At 30.2% G+C, this 19,619-nt stretch carries 19 protein-coding genes; 12 read left to right on the top strand and 7 right to left on the bottom strand.

Going from position 1 to position 19,619, the window contains the following annotated elements:
• Positions 1 to 42 precede the first annotated feature (42 nt).
• Complete coding sequence (gene guaA, locus CQA75_RS05140) at positions 43 to 1,578, top strand: glutamine-hydrolyzing GMP synthase (protein WP_137623961.1); 1,536 nt, start codon at positions 43 to 45, stop codon at positions 1,576 to 1,578.
• On the opposite strand, the gene CQA75_RS05135 is transcribed toward guaA, so the two are convergent.
• Entirely contained in the window at positions 1,579 to 2,136 is a 558-nt protein-coding gene (locus CQA75_RS05135; RefSeq protein ID WP_137623960.1) for a class I SAM-dependent methyltransferase, read from the bottom strand. It abuts the gene before it with no gap.
• 160 nt (positions 2,137 to 2,296) lie between these two features.
• Here CQA75_RS05135 and CQA75_RS05130 point away from each other — a divergent pair, with 160 nt between their 5' ends.
• From CQA75_RS05130 to CQA75_RS05105, 6 genes are all read left to right on the top strand, one after another.
• Positions 2,297 to 3,757: a nucleotide exchange factor GrpE gene (locus tag CQA75_RS05130; protein WP_137623959.1), complete on the top strand. Its 1,461-nt coding sequence runs from the start codon at positions 2,297 to 2,299 to the stop codon at positions 3,755 to 3,757.
• Between the two features lie 235 nt (positions 3,758 to 3,992).
• Positions 3,993 to 5,243 (top strand): phosphoribosylamine--glycine ligase, encoded by a 1,251-nt coding sequence (gene purD, locus CQA75_RS05125; RefSeq protein WP_137623958.1) that lies wholly within the window; start codon positions 3,993 to 3,995, stop codon positions 5,241 to 5,243.
• Positions 5,240 to 5,692 (top strand): RDD family protein, encoded by a 453-nt coding sequence (locus tag CQA75_RS05120; RefSeq protein WP_137623957.1) that lies wholly within the window; start codon positions 5,240 to 5,242, stop codon positions 5,690 to 5,692. The genes purD and CQA75_RS05120 overlap by 4 nt, the downstream gene beginning before the upstream one ends.
• Complete coding sequence (locus CQA75_RS05115) at positions 5,682 to 7,733, top strand: LPS-assembly protein LptD (RefSeq protein WP_137623956.1); 2,052 nt, start codon at positions 5,682 to 5,684, stop codon at positions 7,731 to 7,733. The genes CQA75_RS05120 and CQA75_RS05115 overlap by 11 nt, the downstream gene beginning before the upstream one ends.
• Positions 7,734 to 7,801: 68 nt before the next feature.
• Positions 7,802 to 9,970 (top strand): polyribonucleotide nucleotidyltransferase, encoded by a 2,169-nt coding sequence (locus tag CQA75_RS05110; protein WP_137623955.1) that lies wholly within the window; start codon positions 7,802 to 7,804, stop codon positions 9,968 to 9,970.
• On the top strand, positions 9,967 to 10,452 hold the full coding sequence (locus tag CQA75_RS05105; RefSeq protein WP_137623954.1) for a DNA-deoxyinosine glycosylase: 486 nt from the start codon (positions 9,967 to 9,969) through the stop codon (positions 10,450 to 10,452). The genes CQA75_RS05110 and CQA75_RS05105 overlap by 4 nt, the downstream gene beginning before the upstream one ends.
• On the opposite strand, the gene CQA75_RS05100 is transcribed toward CQA75_RS05105, so the two are convergent.
• Positions 10,449 to 11,612: an MFS transporter gene (locus tag CQA75_RS05100; RefSeq protein WP_137623953.1), complete on the bottom strand. Its 1,164-nt coding sequence runs from the start codon at positions 11,610 to 11,612 to the stop codon at positions 10,449 to 10,451. The genes CQA75_RS05105 and CQA75_RS05100 overlap by 4 nt on opposite strands.
• A 54-nt stretch (positions 11,613 to 11,666) precedes the next feature.
• Here CQA75_RS05100 and CQA75_RS05095 point away from each other — a divergent pair, with 54 nt between their 5' ends.
• Entirely contained in the window at positions 11,667 to 12,122 is a 456-nt protein-coding gene (locus tag CQA75_RS05095; protein WP_137623952.1) for a low molecular weight protein-tyrosine-phosphatase, read from the top strand.
• Between the two features lie 3 nt (positions 12,123 to 12,125).
• Here the strand turns inward: CQA75_RS05095 and CQA75_RS05090 are convergent, their stop codons facing one another.
• From CQA75_RS05090 to CQA75_RS05070, 5 genes are all read right to left on the bottom strand, one after another.
• On the bottom strand, positions 12,126 to 12,983 hold the full coding sequence (locus CQA75_RS05090) for a 1-aminocyclopropane-1-carboxylate deaminase/D-cysteine desulfhydrase (RefSeq protein WP_137623951.1): 858 nt from the start codon (positions 12,981 to 12,983) through the stop codon (positions 12,126 to 12,128).
• A gap of 11 nt (positions 12,984 to 12,994) precedes the next feature.
• A complete protein-coding gene (locus tag CQA75_RS05085) occupies positions 12,995 to 13,948 on the bottom strand; it encodes an OmpA family protein (RefSeq protein WP_137623950.1) in 954 nt (317 codons plus the stop codon).
• Complete coding sequence (locus CQA75_RS05080; RefSeq protein ID WP_137623949.1) at positions 13,938 to 15,362, bottom strand: MotA/TolQ/ExbB proton channel family protein; 1,425 nt, start codon at positions 15,360 to 15,362, stop codon at positions 13,938 to 13,940. Before CQA75_RS05080 ends, CQA75_RS05085 begins: the two co-directional genes overlap by 11 nt.
• A gap of 89 nt (positions 15,363 to 15,451) precedes the next feature.
• Positions 15,452 to 16,516 carry a class II fructose-bisphosphate aldolase gene (gene fbaA, locus CQA75_RS05075; RefSeq protein ID WP_137623948.1) on the bottom strand — a complete coding sequence of 355 codons (1,065 nt, stop codon included), beginning with the start codon at positions 16,514 to 16,516 and terminating at the stop codon, positions 15,452 to 15,454.
• Between the two features lies 1 nt (position 16,517).
• The gene (locus CQA75_RS05070; RefSeq protein ID WP_137623947.1) at positions 16,518 to 17,339 is read right to left on the bottom strand and encodes a peptidylprolyl isomerase; all 822 of its coding nucleotides are present in this window, start codon (positions 17,337 to 17,339) and stop codon (positions 16,518 to 16,520) included.
• Between the two features lie 82 nt (positions 17,340 to 17,421).
• Between CQA75_RS05070 and nth the strand changes: the two genes are divergently transcribed.
• The 4 genes from nth (at position 17,422) to CQA75_RS05050 (ending at position 19,617) form a co-directional block, all read left to right on the top strand.
• Positions 17,422 to 18,045: an endonuclease III gene (gene nth / locus CQA75_RS05065; protein ID WP_137623946.1), complete on the top strand. Its 624-nt coding sequence runs from the start codon at positions 17,422 to 17,424 to the stop codon at positions 18,043 to 18,045.
• Complete coding sequence (locus CQA75_RS05060; protein ID WP_137623945.1) at positions 18,045 to 18,695, top strand: DNA/RNA non-specific endonuclease; 651 nt, start codon at positions 18,045 to 18,047, stop codon at positions 18,693 to 18,695. Before nth ends, CQA75_RS05060 begins: the two co-directional genes overlap by 1 nt.
• 9 nt (positions 18,696 to 18,704) lie before the next feature.
• Positions 18,705 to 19,346 carry a trimeric intracellular cation channel family protein gene (locus tag CQA75_RS05055; protein WP_137623944.1) on the top strand — a complete coding sequence of 214 codons (642 nt, stop codon included), beginning with the start codon at positions 18,705 to 18,707 and terminating at the stop codon, positions 19,344 to 19,346.
• Positions 19,347 to 19,410: 64 nt separating this feature from the next.
• Entirely contained in the window at positions 19,411 to 19,617 is a 207-nt protein-coding gene (locus CQA75_RS05050) for an EexN family lipoprotein (RefSeq protein WP_137624005.1), read from the top strand.
• The last annotated feature ends 2 nt before the right edge of the window (positions 19,618 to 19,619 follow it).

The raw sequence follows: 19,619 nt of genomic DNA, 5'->3' as shown, positions 1-19,619 counted from the left end.
AAAGCATTAAAAAATATGAACAACTCAATAGGTGGTGATATAATGAAAAAAGCAGATATTTTAGTTTTAGATTTTGGCTCTCAATACACACAATTAATCGCTAGAAGATTAAGAGAACAAGGGGTTTATGCGGAAATTTTACCCTTTAATGTAAGCTTAGCTGATATTAAAGCAAAAGAACCTAAAGGCATTATATTAAGCGGTGGTCCAGCAAGTGTTTATGCAACCGATGCTTATTTTTGCGACAAAGGTGTTTTTGATTTGGGCTTACCTATTCTTGGAATTTGTTATGGTATGCAACTAATGGCACATCATTTTAGCGCTAGTGTTGCTCCAGCAGGACACAAAGAATATGGAAAAGCAACCATAGAAATTCAAAAAGATAGTGCATTATTTAAAAATTTACCTAAAAAACAAACCGTATGGATGAGTCATTCTGATAAAGTAGAAAATTTACCTCAAGGCTTTGAAGTTTTAGCAACGAGTGAAAATAGTCCTTTTTGCGTCTTTGCTAATGAAGAAAAGAAATTCTTTGCTTTACAATTTCACCCAGAAGTTCAGCACAGCGAATTTGGTAAAAACATTTTGAAAAATTTTGCCAAATACGCTTGTAATTGCGAAAGTGTTTGGAATATGGGCTCTTTTGCTAAAACTCAAACAGAAAAAATTCGCGAAGAAGTTGGAAATGATAAAGTTTTATGTGCTGTAAGTGGTGGGGTTGATAGTAGTGTTGTGGCAGCACTTTTATCAAGTGCGATTAAAAAACAAGTCATCGTTGTTTTTGTAGATAATGGCTTATTGCGTGCTAACGAACGTGAACAAGTAGAATTTATGTTTAAAAACACACTAAAAACAGATCTTATAAGCATTGATGCGAGTGAAATTTTTCTAAGTCGTTTAGCCGGAGTAATCGATCCTGAACAAAAAAGAAAAATCATAGGAAACACCTTTATAGAAGTTTTTGAACAAGAAGCAAAAAAACATAGCGATGTTAAATATCTCGCTCAAGGCACTCTTTATACCGATATCATTGAAAGTTCAGTCATCGGCGCTAGCAAGACTATTAAAAGTCATCACAACGTCGGAGGCTTACCTGAAAAAATGAATCTAAAACTTATCGAACCTTTGAAAGAAATTTTTAAAGATGAAGTAAGAACCTTAGGTTTGGAACTAGGTTTAAGTAAAGAAGTTGTCTATCGTCATCCTTTTCCTGGACCTGGCCTTGCCATACGCATTATGGGTGAAGTTAATCGCCCTAGTTTAAATCTACTTAGACAAGCAGATGTTATTTTACTTGAAGAATTAAAAAGTACTGGTTGGTATGATAAAACATGGCAAGCATTTTGTGTGCTCTTAAATGTAAAAAGTGTCGGCGTTATGGGAGATAATCGCACTTATGACAATACTATTTGTGTGCGTATTGTAGATGCAAGTGATGGAATGACCGCAACTTTTTCACATCTACCTTATGAAATTTTAGAAAATATCAGTCGTCGTATTATCAATGAAGTAAAAGGAATCAATCGCGTAGTTTATGATATATCAAGCAAGCCACCCGCAACAATAGAATGGGAGTAATTATTTCTTACAATAATACACTATGGCCGGTGGGATATTTTGCCACACTATTTTTGAAATTTTAACTTCACTAAAAAGTTCAAATATTTTTAAACGAAAAGCCCTACTCGAAGGGCTTGGAATTATATAAGCAAAAGTGGTAAAATATCCACCTTTGGATAAATTTTTATAAATTGCGTTTAAAAGCTTTTCTTGTTCATGATTTTTTAACAAAGCCCAAGGAATTCCAGAAACTACAACATCTACATTTGACATAGATCTTTGATATAAAAAATACTCTAAATTCTCGGCATTTCCAATTTGCAAATCTAAATTTTCATATTTTTTAGAAAGTTTTTGTGCCATTTGATCATTAATTTCTATCGCAAAAAATTTAGCATCCTTATGTTTTCTTTGAAGTATGGCTTCTGTAAATGCTCCTGTTCCTGGTCCTATTTCAACTATATTTTTAACACTTTCTAAACCTATATTTTGAGTGATTGCTTTTCTTAATTTTTTAGAACTAGGACACAAAGCTCCCACTTGTTTAGGATTTTTTAAATAATAATAAAAAAACATAATTATCCTTTAAAAAAATAAAATATCCTAAAAAAAATAATAATTATAAAAAAATATGTGAAATTAATGTGAATTTTAATAATAAAAATCTTAAATCTATTATTAAAATTTTATAAAAATAAAGTTAAAATATCCTTTTAAAACATTTCAAGGATGAAATATGCACGGAAAGATAGCTATCTATATGGACTCTACAGGACGAGGGACTGTTACAAATTCAGCAAATACCTTTTTTGATTTTAATCGTCAAATTTGGAATGATAAGAAAAGTATGCCTACAGTTGGAATGTTTGTGGAGTTTAGAACTCTTTCAGCTGAAAATAAAAATGCAAATGGAGCACCTGCTCCTGTTAATAAAACAATTACAAGTATAAGACCTTCTAAATTTCAAGAATTTAAAGAAGGAGATTTTATTACAGAAAATGATTTTTGGAAAACAAATGATGATGATGAATTGGAAGATTTGCAAAATTCAAGAAGAAGTGCTTATATTACAGAACTTTATAGAACCATAGATTTTGATTCTATTGAGAAAATTCCTTTATCTTTTACCATTCCTCAAGCTATACAAAAATATTTTGCTCACGAAATTTTATCCGTAGAAACTTTACAAGCAAATTTAGAAGATGAAAAAGATATTCCGTGTATTTTAGATTATGTAATCATTAAAAGATTTTTATTTAAGGCTTATGATACCCTTATTTTTATGGACAACTCTATTGATCAAACTCAATTTAATGCCTTAAAAAGCATTATGATGCACCTAGAAAATTCTTATAAACAAATGGCTACAGATCGTAAGCCTAATATAACTAAAATTTTTAACGAAACTTTTTTATCTTTACAGTGTCATTATCAAGCTCTTATAGCAACTATAGACACTAAAAAAAATAGACTCGCATCCATTGAAGCTCAAATGAAAACCTTACAATCTGAAATTAATCTTAAATCCAAAGCAGCCAATCCTGATCAAGAAAAAATTAAAGCACGTCAAGAAAGATTAGAAAACCTGCAAAAAGAATCAGAAGGCTATAAAACCTCACTTAAAAGATTACAAGCTCTTCAGGAAGACTTTTATAAAAAAAATTATAATATTTTTGAAAATGCTTTTAAACTTTCTCGTGAAAAACTTTTTAAAAAAATAGTTACAGGGCTTAATCTATGTGCTACGATTATGGATATTAAAATTTGGCATTTATCAATAAAATCTTCAGGGGTAAAAAATTCTTATTTTTCAATGACTAATATAGAAAATTCTTTTTGTTCTCTTTCTTTTGCAGAACATTATTTAAGCAGGTTAAATAAATCAGCTCTTAATCCATTCGATCAAAAACTTTTAATTTATATTCAAAAAATCGCAAAGGAACAAAGGAGAAAATTTTTAGTTGTCACTTCAGATTTGGATTTGCTTTGCAAATTAAAAATTGAAAATTTTGCTCAAAATCCTTATTATATCGTAAAATATGCTCCTAAAAAAGTTAATTATCAATCCTTAATGCGTGATAATACTTTTGATATTGTTTATATTGACGAAAAGCACGTTTGGGAAAGTGTGGCAGATATTATATTACAAGGAAAACATTTTGATAAAACAGGAAAAACCAAATTTAAGCTTATTTAAAACGTAAGTTTAAGCTAAATTAAGCTATAATTTCGTGCCTAAACGGTACGCGAATTTTTAGTGATCCAACACATTTTTAATTACTGTGAGTGTGCGGTTTACCGTGTCTGTGGCGTCGTTTGAATTTCGAAAGAAGTGAGAAGTTGCAGCCTTTAAAAATCGCCTAACGGTTTTCTTTTGACTTTTTGGGGTCAACTTTAATAGCGGCTGTTTGGGTTTTATTAAAGGAGAATAAATGAAAATAATGATTTTAGGCAGCGGTGCTAGAGAATATTCTATCGCTTTAGCTTTAAAAAATATAGATCAAAATTTAGATTTTTTCTTCTCCCCTGGAAATGGTGCAACCAAAAGTCTTGGCACAAATATCAATCTTGAAAAACCTTTAGAATTAGCAAATTACGCAAAAGAAAATGAAATTGATCTTTGTATAGTAGGAAGTGAAAATTTTTTAGCCCAAGGGATTGTAGATATTTTTAAACAACATAATCTTGCTATATTTGGACCAAGCAAAGCTGCTGCTATGCTTGAAACATCAAAATCCTTTATGAAAAATTTTCTTCAAAAATATCAAATTAAAACGGCTAAATTTTTAAACACCAATAATTTAGAAAAAGCCAAAGAATTTATTTCAACCTTAACACCACCTATAGTTGTAAAAGCAGATGGGTTGTGTGCTGGAAAAGGAGTGATTATCGCACAAACTCATGAAGAAGCTATTGACTCAGCTTCTAAAATGCTTAGTGGGGAAAGTTTTGGAGATGCTGGAAAATTCATAGTAATAGAAGAATTTTTAGATGGATTTGAACTTAGTATTTTTGCAGTCTGTGATGGGGATGATTTTGTTTTATTACCTGCAGCTCAAGATCATAAAAAACTTCTTGATCAAGATAAAGGTCCAAACACCGGTGGAATGGGAGCTTATGCACCTAGTTCTTTAGCCAGTGAAGATTTGCTTGAAAAAATCAAAAAAGATATCATTATTCCTACTTTAGCTGGAATGAAAAAAGAAGGTAGTGAATTTAGTGGGGTTTTATTTATAGGAATTATGGTTGTCAATCAAGAACCTTATGTTTTAGAATTTAATGTGCGTTTTGGCGATCCAGAATGCGAAGTTTTAATGCCTTTAATTGAAAATCCTTTGGAATTAATTTTAGCTACAACCCAAAAACGTTTAAAAAATACAAAAATCAATATAAAAAAAGAATACGCCGTCGGAGTTGTTTGTGCTAGTGAAAATTACCCATACAAAAGTTCCGAAAAAACAGAAATCTCTATAAAAAATATTCCAGAAAATACCCATATTTCTTATGCCGGAGTTAGCTTAGATAATGATAAATTAATGGCCGATGGAGGGCGTGTTTTAGTCTGCGTTGGTGTAGGAAAAGATATAAAAGAAGCACAAAAAAAGGCTTATGAGCTTTGTGAAAATGTTGAATTTAAAGGAAAACAATTTAGAAAAGATATTGCTTATCAGGTTATCCAATGAAAGAAGATTTAGCCACTCGTTTAGAACGTGAAAATTTAAGTATTGCTAGTTTTAAAAAAAGAGTTTTAGCTTATTTTATAGATAATTTTATCCTTTCTTTTATTATTTATATCATCTTTTATACTCCTTTATCTCAAGCAAAAGATTTAATGGAAATGATTGAAGTATCACGTAATTTCAGCTTTAGCTTTATTTTAATTCACTTGATATATCAAATCATTTTTACCTATTTATACGGTGCAAGTTTAGGAAAAATGATATGTAAAATAATCATTTTGGATGAAGATCTTTTAGATAAACCCAACTTAATTCAAAGTTGCATAAGAGCTAGTGTTAGCGAGCTTAGCAATAGTGCATTTTTTTTAGGATTTGCATGGGCTTTAGGCAATGATTTGCGTAAAACATGGGAAGATTATGCAGCAAAAACAGTAGTGGTCAATGTGGCGTAAATTTTTATTTTTATGTTTTACAAATATTGCTTTAAATGCAGCACAAGTTGATATTTATGCGCTAAATGCAAAGAAAGAAGGAGATATACTCACAGCAAAAAATGATGTAGTTATCTTTTCAGATTTTTATTTCATCACTGCAAATAAAGCAATATATAACGAAAAAAGTGGAGATATAGAGCTTTTTGGTGATGTTAATATTTTAAGAGGACAAAATGAACGATCGCATTCAAATTATGCAAAAATAAATTTAAACTCCAATGAAGCACATTTTGACAATTTTTTCTTTTCCAATAACAATTTAGAAGTTTGGTTTCAAAGCAAACAAAGTTATTTAAATGATAAAGTTTTTGAAAGCAAAATTTCTTCAGTTTCTAGTTGTAATGTTGAAGATCCAGATTGGGAAATTCGATTTTCCAAAGGCTGGTTAAATAGAAAAAATAATTTTGTTCATCTATATAATGCAAGATTATACGTTAAAGATATACCTATATTTTATTTACCTTATTTTGGATTTAGTGCTGATACACATAGACAAAGCGGACTTTTAATCCCTAAAATTGTTCTAAAAAGAGGCGAGGGTTTATACTATGAACAACCTATTTATATAGCAACAGATGAAAATTGGGACTTACAATTTAACCCTCAAATTAGAACCAATAGAGGTTTTGGACTTTACTCTACTTTAAGATTTGTAGATTCGCCTTATTCCATGGGAGAACTTAATTTTGGAGGTTTTAGAGAAAAATCTTCTTATTATCACAAAGAAAATTTAAAAAATAAAACTCATGCTGGTATTGAACTAAAATATACTAGGGATGATTTAGTTAAATCTTTATTGGGGGATAATTTTCAAGAAGGGCTATGGATTGATGGAATTTATATTAATGATATAGATTATTTTAATCTTAGCTCAAAAGATACTTACGATCTTAATTCATTAGTCACCTCTAGGATCAATTATTTTTTAGCTGATGAAAACAATTATTATGGAGCTTATGGAAAATACTATATTGATACCTCTAAATTAAACAATAAATCAACCTTGCAAGAATATCCAAGCTTTCAGTATCACCGATTTTTAAATAATTTATTTGATGAGCGTTTGCGTTATTCTTTTGACGCAAGCTTTCATAATTTTTATCGCCAAGTAGGTCCTTATGCTAATCAAATTAATTTAGAATTGCCAATTTCATACCATAATGCTTTTTTTAATGACTTACTTCATTTCACTTTTACAGAGCATCTTTTTGCCTCTTTTGTTAATTACACCCATGATCCTAGAAAAGATCATGAACACTATTTTCAAAATACCCATAGCTTTAATTTTTATACAGATCTTTCAAAAAATTATGGATATTTTTTTCATACTTTAAATTTTGGCTTAGAATATTCACTGCTTGGAGCAAAATCTGGAAATATTAGCGAAAATTATCTTGAAGAATCCACCACTCAAAAAGACGATCAAATCAATTTTTATACAGTTCAATATTTCTACAATGATTTGGGTCAAAAAAAATTAAAACATAAATTCAATCTCGAATACTTAAGCAAACAACACCACTTTGATCAATTAAAAAATTTAATAACTTATTACTATAATGATTATATCAATTTAAGCAATGAAACATTTTATTCTTATAAAGAGCAAAGATTTACCAATGTGATCAATCAAATCGAATTTAGCACCAATTTTGATTTTAATTGGAATTTTTCTCATGCTTATCAAAATAACGAATATGGTAAATATAATTTCATAGGAACTCACGCAAATTATATCATAACACCAAATTACAATTTATTTGGAGGAATTTGGCTTGACACTCAAAGAGCACATGCAAATATGTGGGAATTTGGATATACTTTCCAAAGAAAATGTTGGAATTATTCTTTGATGTATAGAGAAAGAATTGATCCACAGCTTACAAGTGCTGGAATTACTGCAAAAAATCAAAGCGGAGTTTATTTTGTATTTAATTTTTACCCAATAGGTGGAATTAAATATGATTTTTCACTAGCTGAAACTGAAAATAAAATTTAAAGGAAAGATACTTGCTGAATATTTTTAAAAATTTAACCCATTTATTATCTGGAAAAAAAGGACAAACAATGCAATACGAAATTCAAGTGAATAAAAATATAGAAATCTTTGATATAGATAAAGTGGCAAAACAAGCCTCCGGTGCTGTTTTAATGAGACAAGGAAAAAGTGTTATATTAGCAACAGTTGCAAGAGAAGAAAAACTAGTTGAAGAGGATTTTTTACCCTTAACCGTTCAATATATAGAAAAAGCTTATGCCGCAGGTAAAATTCCAGGAGGTTATGTCAAAAGAGAAACTAAGCCAACTGATGCTGAAACTCTTACAGCTAGAATCATAGACAGATCTTTGCGCCCACTTTTTCCAAAAGGATATGCCTATCCGACTCAAATTGTTGTTATGGTTCTTTCAGTAGATCCCCAAACAGACTTACAAATAATGAGTTTAAATGCTGCTAGTGCGGCACTTTATTTGAGTGATATTCCTATAAAAGCTCCAGTTTGTGGGGTTCGTATAGGACGCATAGATGGTAACTTTATCTTAAATCCTAACCATGAAGAACTAAAAAAAAGTACTTTAGATCTTTATGTTTCTGGAGTAAAAGATGAACTTTTAATGATAGAAATGAGAGCTTTACCAAGTGATGAATTTGCAATGATAGAAATCAAATTTCCAGATAATCAACCACCTATTCAAATTGTACCAGAAAATACTCAAGTTATGAATGAGCTAAGTGAAGATGAAACTTTAGAAGCTTTAAATTTGGCTCAAAAAGCCATCTTAGAAGGATCAAGTATTTATGAAAAAACTTTCATGAAACACAAAAAAAATAATCCTATAGAATTAAAAGATGAAATCGAATATCCAGAAATTTTCACCTTTTTAGAAAATAATTTTTATAATGATATCAAACAAGCTATCAATCAAATGGCGAAAAGTGAAAGAGCCAGCGAATTAAATAAAATTGCTAAAGAAATTATGAAATTAGATATCGCCAAAGATTGGGACGAAGAAAGCGTGCTTAGTACTTTAAATAAAGTCAAACGCAATATCATACGCTCTCAAATTCTAAATGAGGGAAAAAGAGCTGATGGCAGAGGCTTAAAAGAAGTAAGACCTATTAGTATAGAAACAAATATACTCCCTAACGCCCATGGATCTTGTCTTTTTACACGGGGTCAAACTCAAGCTTTAGTTGTAGCAACTTTAGGCGGAGATAATGACGCCCAAATGATAGATTTACTCAATGAAAAAAATCCTGTAAGCGAACGTTTTATGGTAAATTATAATTTTCCAGGTTTTTCAGTGGGCGAAGCTAGTCCTATTAAAGCACCAAGCAGAAGAGAATTAGGACATGGAAATTTAGGAAAAAGAGCTCTATATCCAAGTGTGCCACAAGATTATCCTTATGTTATCCGCTTAGTCAGTGAAATTTTAGAAAGCAATGGATCAAGCTCTATGGCTACAGTCTGTGGAGGTTCTTTAGCCTTGCGTGCTGCAGGAGTTCCTAGCTTAGATCTGATTGCTGGAGTTGCAATGGGCTTGATTTTTGAAAACGATCAATTTGCAGTTTTAACCGATATCATGGGGCTTGAAGATCACGATGGGGATATGGATTTTAAAGTTGCTGGAAATAAAAATGGTATCACTGCTTTACAAATGGATATTAAGCTTGGTGGAATAGATCAAGAAAAATTAAAAATTGCTCTTTATCAAGCCAAAGAAGGAAGACTCCATATTTTAGATATTATGGAAAAAGCGGCAAAAGAAATTGTTGTTAATGAAGAAATTTTACCAAAAATAGAACTGTTTAATATTGAGCCATCTAAAATTGTAGATATTATAGGTCAAGGTGGCAAAACCATCAAAGAAATTATAGAGAAATTTAATGTATCCATTGATCTTGACCGAGATAAAGGTGAGGTAAAAATTTCAGGCTGTGATAATGAACAAATTATGGCTGCTAAAAATTATATTCTAAATATCACAACGTCTCATAAAACTCATAAAAAATCACTAAAAGAAAAGAAAATATCAGAATTTGAAATCGGCCAAGAATTTGAAGGAATGGTTAAAAAAATCACTCAATTTGGAGCCTTTGTAGAACTTAAAGACGATATAGATGGTTTGCTTCATCATTCTAAAATAAAACATTTAAATATCAAAGAACAAGATATTTTAAAAGTAAAAGTAAGTGAAATTAAAAATGGCAAAATTTCTGTGGATTTATGCGAATGAGTGATTTTCTCACTCATCCTTTAAAACCTTTTTTTGATAAAAATTCTAAAATTTTAATCCTAGGATCCTTTCCTTCAATCCAATCTAGAAAAGATGGCTTTTACTATCAACATCCAAGAAATAGATTTTGGCCTATTTTTGAAATTTTATTCTCGGTAAAATTATCAAGCATAAAAGAACAAAAAATATTTTTAAAAAATCATAAAATAGCCCTTTGGGATATACTTCAAAGTTGTAAAATAAAAAATTCTGATGATAAAACCATAAGTTATGCTAAGGCTAATGATTTAAATATTATTTTTAATCATGCCCAAATAGAACACATCTTTACTACAGGAAAAAGTGCTTATCATTTTTTTAAAAAATTCTATCCCAAATTAGATGCTATTGCTTTACCATCCACTTCCCCTGCAAATTTAAATTTTTCCCTTGAACAGCTTATAGCTGAATATGAAAAAATCAAAGAAATTTTAAAAAATTAAATATGCTTTCTAAACAATAAAAAAATTAAAGCATTGAGTATAAAAATAAAACACATGAGAATAAAAACCATTTCTATTTTAAAATAAGCTGTTATTACTCCCCCTCCAAAGGCTCCGCAAAAATTGCCTAAAAATTGAAATGTTTGATTAAGGCCGAAAATAACACTCAAATTTTTTGCACTCACGCTTTTTTTAAGCAGAGCATTCACACAAGGCAAAAGACCGCCAAGTGCTACCCCTATTAATAATCTTATAAAAATCAACATATAAACATTTGTGGCTAAAGACTGCAAATAAAAACAAATTCCACAAAATATCAAAGAAGAAAAAATTATCTTAACCGGATTTATTTTATCTGCAAAACTACCAATTCTCGGTGCAAAAAACAAATTACTCACACCACTTGAAGCCACAACAATTCCAGCCCAAAGAGCTAAATTACCCCCTTGGTGAATTTTTTCTACAAAAATACTTAAAATAGGCATAACCCCAAAAGTTCCAAACTGAATGATAAAAGTTGTGATAAAAAGGATAACAATAAGAGTTTTATTTTCTTTTTTCTTATGAGTGTATTGCTGAATTTCTTTGTTTTTCTTATCCTCATGGATGAAAAAATAAATTGTCACAAAAGAACAAGCGATCAAAAATGCTATCAGATCAAAAACAGTGCTGATGCTTAAAAACTCAGCGACAAACCCACCAAACAAAGGTCCTATCAAACTACCGCTAACCGAAGCAGTAGAAAGAGTGCCTAAAGCGTAAGCTACTTTTTCTTTAGGTGCAATCACTGCTATAAAAACAACACATGCGGATGTAAAACCAGAAACAATTCCTGTTAAAGCACGTATTAAAACTACTTCTGTAGCACTATGAGCAAAGCTAAGCCATAAGGTTAAAATTGACATCCCTAAACTCGCACGAAGCAACATATTTTTATAACCATATTTTGCACCTAAAAAAGTCCAAAGAGGTGAAAAAATAGCCATTCCAAGCGGAGTTACGCCAAAAGCAAGTCCTGAATAAAATGCAATATCATTGGGATTAATATGCCCTAATTCTTTTATATATAAAGGCAAAATAGGAGCAATTTGACTTAGCCCCATGCTTGTAGTAAAAACTCCAAACCAACATATCCACAAAGTTTTATTGAATTTTTCCATAGTTTTATTGTATGATACTTTTTATAATTTTTGATTAAAACACAAGGAAAAAATGTGAAAAAAATAACCTTTATATGTTTAGGAAATATATGTCGCTCTCCTATGGCTGAATTTGTCATGAAAGATTTAATCAAAAAAAATAACTTAGAAGAACTTTTTTTCATTACCAGTGCAGGCACTTCAGGAGAACACGATGGTGAAGGGATGCATTTTGGTACAAAAACCAAACTTCAAAGTCTTAATATCGAGCATCCAAATTTCAAGAGTAAAAAACTCACGCAAAAACTCTGTGACGAAAGTGATTTTTTAATCACTATGGATAATTCTAATTTTAACAATGTTTTAAAAAAATTTAATAATACTCAAAATAAACTTTTAAAAATGACTGATTTTGCTTCTGATTTGGGTTATGATGAAGTTCCTGATCCCTGGTATAGTGGAAATTTTGATGAAACATATAAAATCATTTCTCTAGCTTGTAAAAACCTCTTAGTATATCTAAGAAAATAAAAACTATTTAAAACCCTTAAAAGCATATCTTTGCAGCATGGAAGCATTGCCCAAAATGCCTCCTTGATGTATATAAAGCAAAGGCTTTTCCCATTTTCTTTTTAACGCAACGCTTAAGCCTATCATATCATAAAGCAAGTCAAATTCTATAGAACATTCTTGTTTTAATTCTTTATAAAGTTGGTAAATTTCTTTATAAGGTTTTCCAAAATGGTATTTTTGATTTTTTTGCAAAATTTGTAAATTTTTAAAATCATAATCTTGCATTAGCTCTAAAATTTGTTTTTTTAAATAATCCTCATCACCAACACATGCACAAGTAAAAACTTTAAATTGAGAATGTTTGGCCAAAAAAGCGGCAGAAGTTCCTGTGCCAGATGGTAAAAAAATATCAAATTCTAAATTCAATTCCAAACTTTGTTCTTTAATTTCACTTGCTAATTCTTTATAGCCTTGTTCTGCATTTAAATTAGCCACACCTTGTTCTATAAAAATATCATCTTTATTACACAAAGATAGGGCATATTCTTTTAGATTATCATCAGTTTCTATGATTTCAGTCTTATTTTTTAAAGCTAAAGCATAGTTGCCGCATGGATTTTCTTTAAGATAGGATGGAATTTTTTTACAGATAAAAATAAATTTTATATTTCTTTGAAAACAAAAAAAACTAAGTGCAGCCATTGCATTACTCTGAATGCCACCATAACTAATAAAACGCTGATGTTTGGTATAGGTTTTAGAAGAATAAAAAGCAAGTTTTCTAGCCTTATTACCATTGATTTCACCTAATAAATCATCACGCTTTACATAAAATTCAAAACCTTTAAAACAAATTTTATCAATGGTAGATTTTAGCATCTCATGAAATTTTAATGGAATTCAAAAAAATTTTCTACATCTTTTAAGGCATTATCATTTTTAATACTAAATTTGATTTCTATACGGCGACTTTTGTCTTTATCTTCTACTCCATTGATCATAATAGGATCAGAAAAAGAACGCCCACTTGCCATCAAAAGTTTTTGCAATCTTGGATCTTTATAGAAACTATAAATAAAATTCATCACTTCATAAGCTCGTTTTTGAGATAAATCTAAATTATAAATATAAGAACCATCACTATCTGTATGCCCTTCGATAATAATATTTTCAATATTAGATAAAATTTTTGGATCATTCATAATCGCATCAAAATATTCACTTAAAATTTTTCTCAATCTTGCCTTTGCTTCATTTTTTAAAACATAAGAATCCTTATCAAACAAAACCTCAGCAGGTAAAGAAATTGCTCCTGTTTTATCATTGATCGTAATATTACTATCAAGCTTTTTTTGCAATTCTTTGCTCAAATTCTCACGCATAAGTCCTAAATTTTGAATTTTTTCCTTAGCTTGTTTAAATTCTTCTTGCAAATTGGATAATTCTTCATCTTTTTTTTCAAGCTGTCCAAGCAAAATAAGAATTTGCTTGTCTTTATTGTCAAGAGTTGAATTTAAGTCTTGACTTAATTGTTTATAGTTAGTTATATTTGCTTCAAGTTCTGCTTTTTGTAAATTTGCAAGATCTAAAGCACTTGAAGCATTGTTTAAATCAGAACTCAATTTAAAAACAATTGCTTCTTTATTTTTTAATTCTTGTTTATTTTCCTCCAACCGTGCTTCTTGTTTGGTCAGACTATCTTTAATCTCTCTTAGATCACTTTGAGTTAAAACATATTTAACCACAATAGCACCTATTAGCAAAATAAAAACAAAAAGTAAGCCTGCCATTAAATCAGCATAGGCTATCCAAAAATTATTATCTTCTTTAAAATCATTTTTCATGATTTTTTTCTTCACTTGTTTTTTCTAGATCCGATTCTTTTTCTTGCTCATCTTCTTTAGCAAGATCTAATTGCTCTGTATTTTTATTTTCTTCAATATTAACTTCTTTTTCTTCTACTTCTTTACCAATTTTTTTCATCACTTCATTGGTTTCTTCATTGAGATCTTGAATTTCTTTCTTAAATTCTCCCATCATTTTAATTTTTTCATCAATATTTTTTTCTTCTTCATACACTTCTTTAAATTTATGCATTCCCTCAAAAAGACTTGTTTTAAATCCTTCAAAAATCTTCTCTTGACTTTGAAGCATTTCTTGCTCATAAAGTTTAAAATTATGACTGAAACGCTCTACTTCCTCTGTAAAAACACCTAAAGTTTTATCAAAATGTTGAATTTTTTCATTGCTAATATCCAATAAACGATTATATTGTTCTGACATACGCATATTAACTTCTTTAAGATTTTGATTAAGTATGCCAATACCATTAAGCATTTCACTATATAATTTACCGAGATCTCTTTGATCTCTTTGTGCTCTACTTAATTCTCCCATAGTCTGTTTAATATGTTCACCACTTAATCTTATGGCTTTTTCTTCAACATTGATCATATCTTGAAAAATTTTAAATTTTCTATCGATAGCATGATCAAGCTCTGCAAAAAAATCCTGATTACTCACTTGTTTAAAAATAGCACCGATCTTTTCAAAATGCTGCAAACTTTCACTCAAATATCTTTGATCAAGTTCCTCTTTAGTCCAAAAAAATCCACTTGTAGAATTTTTTTGACGATTTAACAAACGCTCGATTTTGCTCTTGCCAAATTTTTCAAAAAAAATCCACCAAAGAGCTAAAAAAATACCATAAATTGAAACATAAAAAGCAGTTCCTACTCCGCTTAATAAATTTGCAATTTCTTGCTCTAAAGCCGCTGTATTGCTAGAACTAAAATCTGGCATGGAAATTGCAATACTGATAAAAGTTCCTAAAATTCCCATCATAGGAAAAATTGCTGAACCTATACTTGCAAAGTTTTCATTTCTAGTTTCTCTAATATAACTATAAGCAAAATCATCAAAATTAGCATTTGATTTTGTGTCTTTTCCTATGGCAAGAAAATGTTTCATAATATGTCGTTTTAAAGCTTGTTTAAATTCATCTTTTTGTTGTTCAAAAATACTATAGGCGTATTCAGAATTATGACGTGCAAAAATAAGCGCTACAAAGAAAATAATCCCTGTCATAACAACTGTATGTAATTCAACTTCAAAATTTATAACATGAAAATAACCCAGCAAAATCAAAAAATAAAGCAAAGCAGGAATAAAAATAATCTTTAAATAAACAAAATATCCTTTTCTTTCTTTACTTTCAGGCAAAATAAGTTCCGCAATTTCATCCGATTTTACTTCCATATAAACAATCCCTAATCAATAATAAAATTTTACTTTAAAAATTATTTAAAAAACAATCTTTAAACTAAAATAAAAACTAAGCACGAAGCTTAGTTTTTATTAATACAATTTAAATTCTCAAAAGCAATTTCTAAACGCTTAATCATACTTTCCTCGCCCGATCTTAACCATACGCGTGGATCGTAGTATTTTTTATTTGGTTTATCATCGCCTTCTGGATTTCCAATTTGGCCTTGTAAATAAGCATGATTTTTAGCTTCATACTCGCGAACTCCATCCCAAAAAGCCCACTGAGTATCTGTGTCGATATTCATTTTAATCACACCATAGCTTACCGCATCTTTAATATCTTTTAATTCACTTCCGCTTCCACCATGGAAAACAAAATTAATTGGCTTATCACTACTTAGTCCAAATTTTTCTTTTATGAATTTTTGAGAATTTTTGAGAATTTCAGGCTGTAAGCTTACATTGCCAGGTTTATAGACTCCATGCACATTGCCAAAACTTGCTGCGATTGAAAATTTATCACTGATTTTTCCAAGTCTTTCATAAGCAAGAGCTACATCTTCAGGCTGAGTATAGAGTCTAGCATTGTCAATACCCGTATTATCAACGCCATCTTCTTCACCACCTGTGCAACCAAGTTCTAATTCAAGACAAATCCCCAAAGTATCAAGTTTTTTCAAATACTCTTCACAAGTTTTTAAATTCTCTTCTAAACTTTCTTCGCTAAGATCAAGCATATGAGAACTAAATAACGCTTGTCCGTGATTTTTCTTAAATTCTTCATTTGCTGCGATCAAGCCATCTATCCAAGGCAAAAGCTTTCTAGCGGCATGATCGGTATGTAAAATAACTGGAATTCCATAAGCCTTAGAAAGCAAATGAACATGTTGAGCCCCACTAACAGCACCCAAAACATCCCCATTAGAACAATTTTTGCCGGCGTAAAATTTGGCACCCCCGTTGGAAAACTGAATAATTACGGGAGAATTGACTTTTTTAGCAACTTCTAAAACCGCATTAATAGAATTTGTTCCAACAACATTCACAGCAGGGATTGCAAATCCCTCTGCTTTAGCATACTCATAAACTTTATTAAGCTCGTTACCGCTTATAACCCCTGGTTTAACAATATCTAAAACACCCATTTTATTTATACTCAACTTTAGCGTTATTTAAAAGTTCTTGACCTTTTTGATTCATTACCTTCTTAAATTCTTCAAATTTAAGCCCGTTTTCAATACCTTGTTTTACATCTTCAAATTTGATTTGCTCTCTTGGATGTGAATTTTCTTTTAAGATAATATGATATCCAAAATTTGTTTTTACTGGAGTGGTTGTAATTGTACCATTTTTAAGTGCAAAAGCTGCATCTGTAAAAGGTTTTACCATAGTTGATTGATCAAACCAGCCAAGCTCTCCACCTTGATTTTTTGAACCTGGATCTATAGATTTTTCTTTAGCAATTTGACTGAATTTATCTTCTAAAGCTTTACCTTTTAATTTTTTAAGCTCATTGATAATTTCTTTAGCTTCTTTTTCGCTAGAAACTAAAATATGTCTTGCCTGAACTGAAGCAGGTTTTACATATTTATCTTTATTTTGATCATAAAAAGCTTTAGCCTTAGCTGGATCTACTTTAATAGAATTTAAAATTTTTTCTTGATATACATTAACTAAGATACTTTCTTTTGCACGATCAAGCTCTTTTGTATAGAGTGGATCTTTTTCTAAATTTTGTTTTTTAGCATCTTGCAAAACTAAATCTTGAATGATATATTGTTGCGTAAGTGCCTTTTTTTGATTTTCTGGTAAAGTTTTAAAATCTTGACCTCTAAGCATAGGAGCAAAAAAATCATTTACCTCAGTATCGCTAATATTTTTACCATTTACAGTAGCTACTGTAGCTGCATTTGCACTTAAAGCTACACCAAAAATCAAAGTTGCCGCGACTAGAGAAATTTTTTTCATCGAGTTTCCTTTTTAATATAAAATATAAGATAAATCTATTATATCTCAACTTGGTTTAAAGCAAATTAACTAAAATAAAAAAATGAAAAGAAATTTACAAATCAAAGAACTTTTTTTAAAAAATTTTGACAAACCTGTAACAGAATTGAAATTTAAAAACCTTTATGAACTTATAGTTTGCGTGATGCTTTCTGCTCAATGCACCGATAAAAGAGTGAATTTAATCACTCCGGATCTTTTTAAAGCTTATCCGGATATCCAAAGTTTAGCAAATGCCAATCTAGCAAGTTTAAAAAGTTATATCCAAAGCTGTTCTTTTTTTAATAATAAGGCGCAAAATCTTATTAAAATGGCAAAGGCTGTTTGTGAAAATTTTGACGGAGAAATTCCTTTAAACGAAAAAGATTTAAAATCTTTAGCAGGAGTGGGACAAAAAACTGCCCACGTTGTTTTAATCGAATGGTGCGGAGCTAATTTTATGGCTGTAGATACTCACGTTTTTAGAGTTTCTCATCGCCTAAATCTTAGTAAGGCAAAAACTCCAGAGGCCACAGAAGAAGATTTAACGCGTATTTTCAAAGACAATCTTAATTATCTTCATCAAGCCATGGTGCTTTTTGGAAGATACACCTGTAAAGCAAAAAAACCTCTATGCAAAGAATGCTTTTTAAATCATCTTTGCACAAGTAAAGATAAGGAAATTTAATGAAAAAACTCATTTTAATATTTTTATGCTTTCTTAACGCATTTGCCCTTGAATCTTACATGCCAAACAAAGAGTTTTCTTCCTATTTTAATTCTTTTAATTGTTCTCAAGTTTTAAATAAATTTTTTTATATCAATTGCTATGATTACTCTTTAAAGGGCACAAAGGCAGTTGCTTACAAAGTTGAAGCCTCCAATTTAAAAATGAAACAAATTAAAAAACGACCACGTTTTGAAGATGATACCAATATTCCTAAAAAATATCGCACCACTTGGAGTGATTATAAACACAGTGGATATACTCGTGGGCATACAGCTTCAAATGCTTCATTTCGTTTTAGTAAAGCTGCTCAAAATTCCGTTTTTTTAATGAGCAATATGACTCCGCAAAATGAGCAAATCAATGCTAAGGTTTGGAACGAAATTGAGCAAAGAGAAAGAAAGTTAGCTTTAAAATTTCAAAGCGTGGAGGTTTTAAATCTTGTTCTTTATAACAAAAATCCAAAACGCATAAAAAACAATATTGCAATACCTAGTTTTTATATTAAAATCATCCGAACTCCAAAATTCAAAGAATGCTACCAAGTGCCAAATCATGAAGTGGATGATGAAAAAATCAATCATTATAAAGTCTCTTGTGATCAATTTTAAAGGATAAAGATGGATCTGAGTGAATTAACCATAACTGTGCTTTATATTATAGGAATTTCAGCAGAAGGAATGACAGGAGCCCTAGCAGCAGGAAAACACAAAATGGATCTTTTTGGGGTTATGTTTATAGCCTTGGTTACTGCTATAGGTGGCGGAAGCATACGCGATGTTCTTTTAGGGCATTATCCACTCACTTGGGTAAAACATCCAGAATATATACTCTTAGTTTGTTTTTTTGCTCTTGCTGCAACTAGAATTCCTAGCATAGTAACAAGATTGGAAGCTTTATTTTTAACACTCGATGCCATAGGACTTGTTGTTTTTAGCATTCTTGGAGCACAAATTGCCATGAAATTAAACTATGGTTTTATTATTGCAATTGTAGCAGCTGCAATTACAGGTGTCTTTGGTGGAATTTTAAGAGATATTTTTTGTATGAGAATTCCACTTGTGTTTCAAAAAGAAATTTATGCTGGCATTGCTATTATAACGGGTGCGCTTTACTATCTTTTGACAATGTGGCTACAAATTCACACTCTTCTTTGCACTTTAGTTACTTTATTTATAGGAGTTATTCTAAGACTTTTAGCCATTAAATATCGATGGGCTTTGCCTGTATTTTCCTATAATGAAAAAGAAATTAATCATTAAATATAGTTAAAATTTTATTGTTATAATAATTAAAAAGGATAATTTAATGAAATTTTTTACTCAAATGCTGTTTTTATTAACTATAGGTATGATATTTATCGCTTGTGAGCAAACAAAAAGTGTGGAATACTATAAAACTCATCCGCAAGAAGCCAAAGAAAGAAGTGATGAATGTAGGCTTAAATCCATCATCAGTCAAGATTGTGTCAATGCTTTTAGTGTGGCTATTCCTAAAGAAGATTGGGAGGATAATGAAAGCTTGAAAAATTAAAT

The organism is Campylobacter taeniopygiae (assembly GCF_005406225.1).
Classification (GTDB): Bacteria; Campylobacterota; Campylobacteria; order Campylobacterales; family Campylobacteraceae; genus Campylobacter_D; species Campylobacter_D taeniopygiae.
Note: the sequence above shows the minus strand (reverse complement) of the source record. Positions and strands in the feature narration are given on the sequence as shown.

Bases quoted from the DNA above. Each gene is read 5' to 3' on its own strand.
- CQA75_RS05055 (WP_137623944.1), top strand. From the start codon at position 18,705: ATGGATCTGAGTGAATTAACCATAACTGTGCTTTATATTATAGGAATT.
- CQA75_RS05080 (WP_137623949.1), bottom strand. From the start codon at position 15,362: ATGGAAGTAAAATCGGATGAAATTGCGGAACTTATTTTGCCTGAAAGT.
- CQA75_RS05110 (WP_137623955.1), top strand. From the start codon at position 7,802: ATGCAATACGAAATTCAAGTGAATAAAAATATAGAAATCTTTGATATA.
- CQA75_RS05135 (WP_137623960.1), bottom strand. From the start codon at position 2,136: ATGTTTTTTTATTATTATTTAAAAAATCCTAAACAAGTGGGAGCTTTG.
- CQA75_RS05090 (WP_137623951.1), bottom strand. From the start codon at position 12,983: ATGCTAAAATCTACCATTGATAAAATTTGTTTTAAAGGTTTTGAATTT.
- CQA75_RS05130 (WP_137623959.1), top strand. From the start codon at position 2,297: ATGCACGGAAAGATAGCTATCTATATGGACTCTACAGGACGAGGGACT.
- CQA75_RS05120 (WP_137623957.1), top strand. From the start codon at position 5,240: ATGAAAGAAGATTTAGCCACTCGTTTAGAACGTGAAAATTTAAGTATT.
- CQA75_RS05060 (WP_137623945.1), top strand. From the start codon at position 18,045: ATGAAAAAACTCATTTTAATATTTTTATGCTTTCTTAACGCATTTGCC.
- guaA (WP_137623961.1), top strand. From the start codon at position 43: ATGAAAAAAGCAGATATTTTAGTTTTAGATTTTGGCTCTCAATACACA.
- CQA75_RS05115 (WP_137623956.1), top strand. From the start codon at position 5,682: ATGTGGCGTAAATTTTTATTTTTATGTTTTACAAATATTGCTTTAAAT.
- CQA75_RS05085 (WP_137623950.1), bottom strand. From the start codon at position 13,948: ATGAAAAATGATTTTAAAGAAGATAATAATTTTTGGATAGCCTATGCT.
- fbaA (WP_137623948.1), bottom strand. From the start codon at position 16,516: ATGGGTGTTTTAGATATTGTTAAACCAGGGGTTATAAGCGGTAACGAG.
- CQA75_RS05050 (WP_137624005.1), top strand. From the start codon at position 19,411: ATGCTGTTTTTATTAACTATAGGTATGATATTTATCGCTTGTGAGCAA.
- CQA75_RS05105 (WP_137623954.1), top strand. From the start codon at position 9,967: ATGAGTGATTTTCTCACTCATCCTTTAAAACCTTTTTTTGATAAAAAT.
- purD (WP_137623958.1), top strand. From the start codon at position 3,993: ATGAAAATAATGATTTTAGGCAGCGGTGCTAGAGAATATTCTATCGCT.
- CQA75_RS05070 (WP_137623947.1), bottom strand. From the start codon at position 17,339: ATGAAAAAAATTTCTCTAGTCGCGGCAACTTTGATTTTTGGTGTAGCT.
- nth (WP_137623946.1), top strand. From the start codon at position 17,422: ATGAAAAGAAATTTACAAATCAAAGAACTTTTTTTAAAAAATTTTGAC.
- CQA75_RS05100 (WP_137623953.1), bottom strand. From the start codon at position 11,612: ATGGAAAAATTCAATAAAACTTTGTGGATATGTTGGTTTGGAGTTTTT.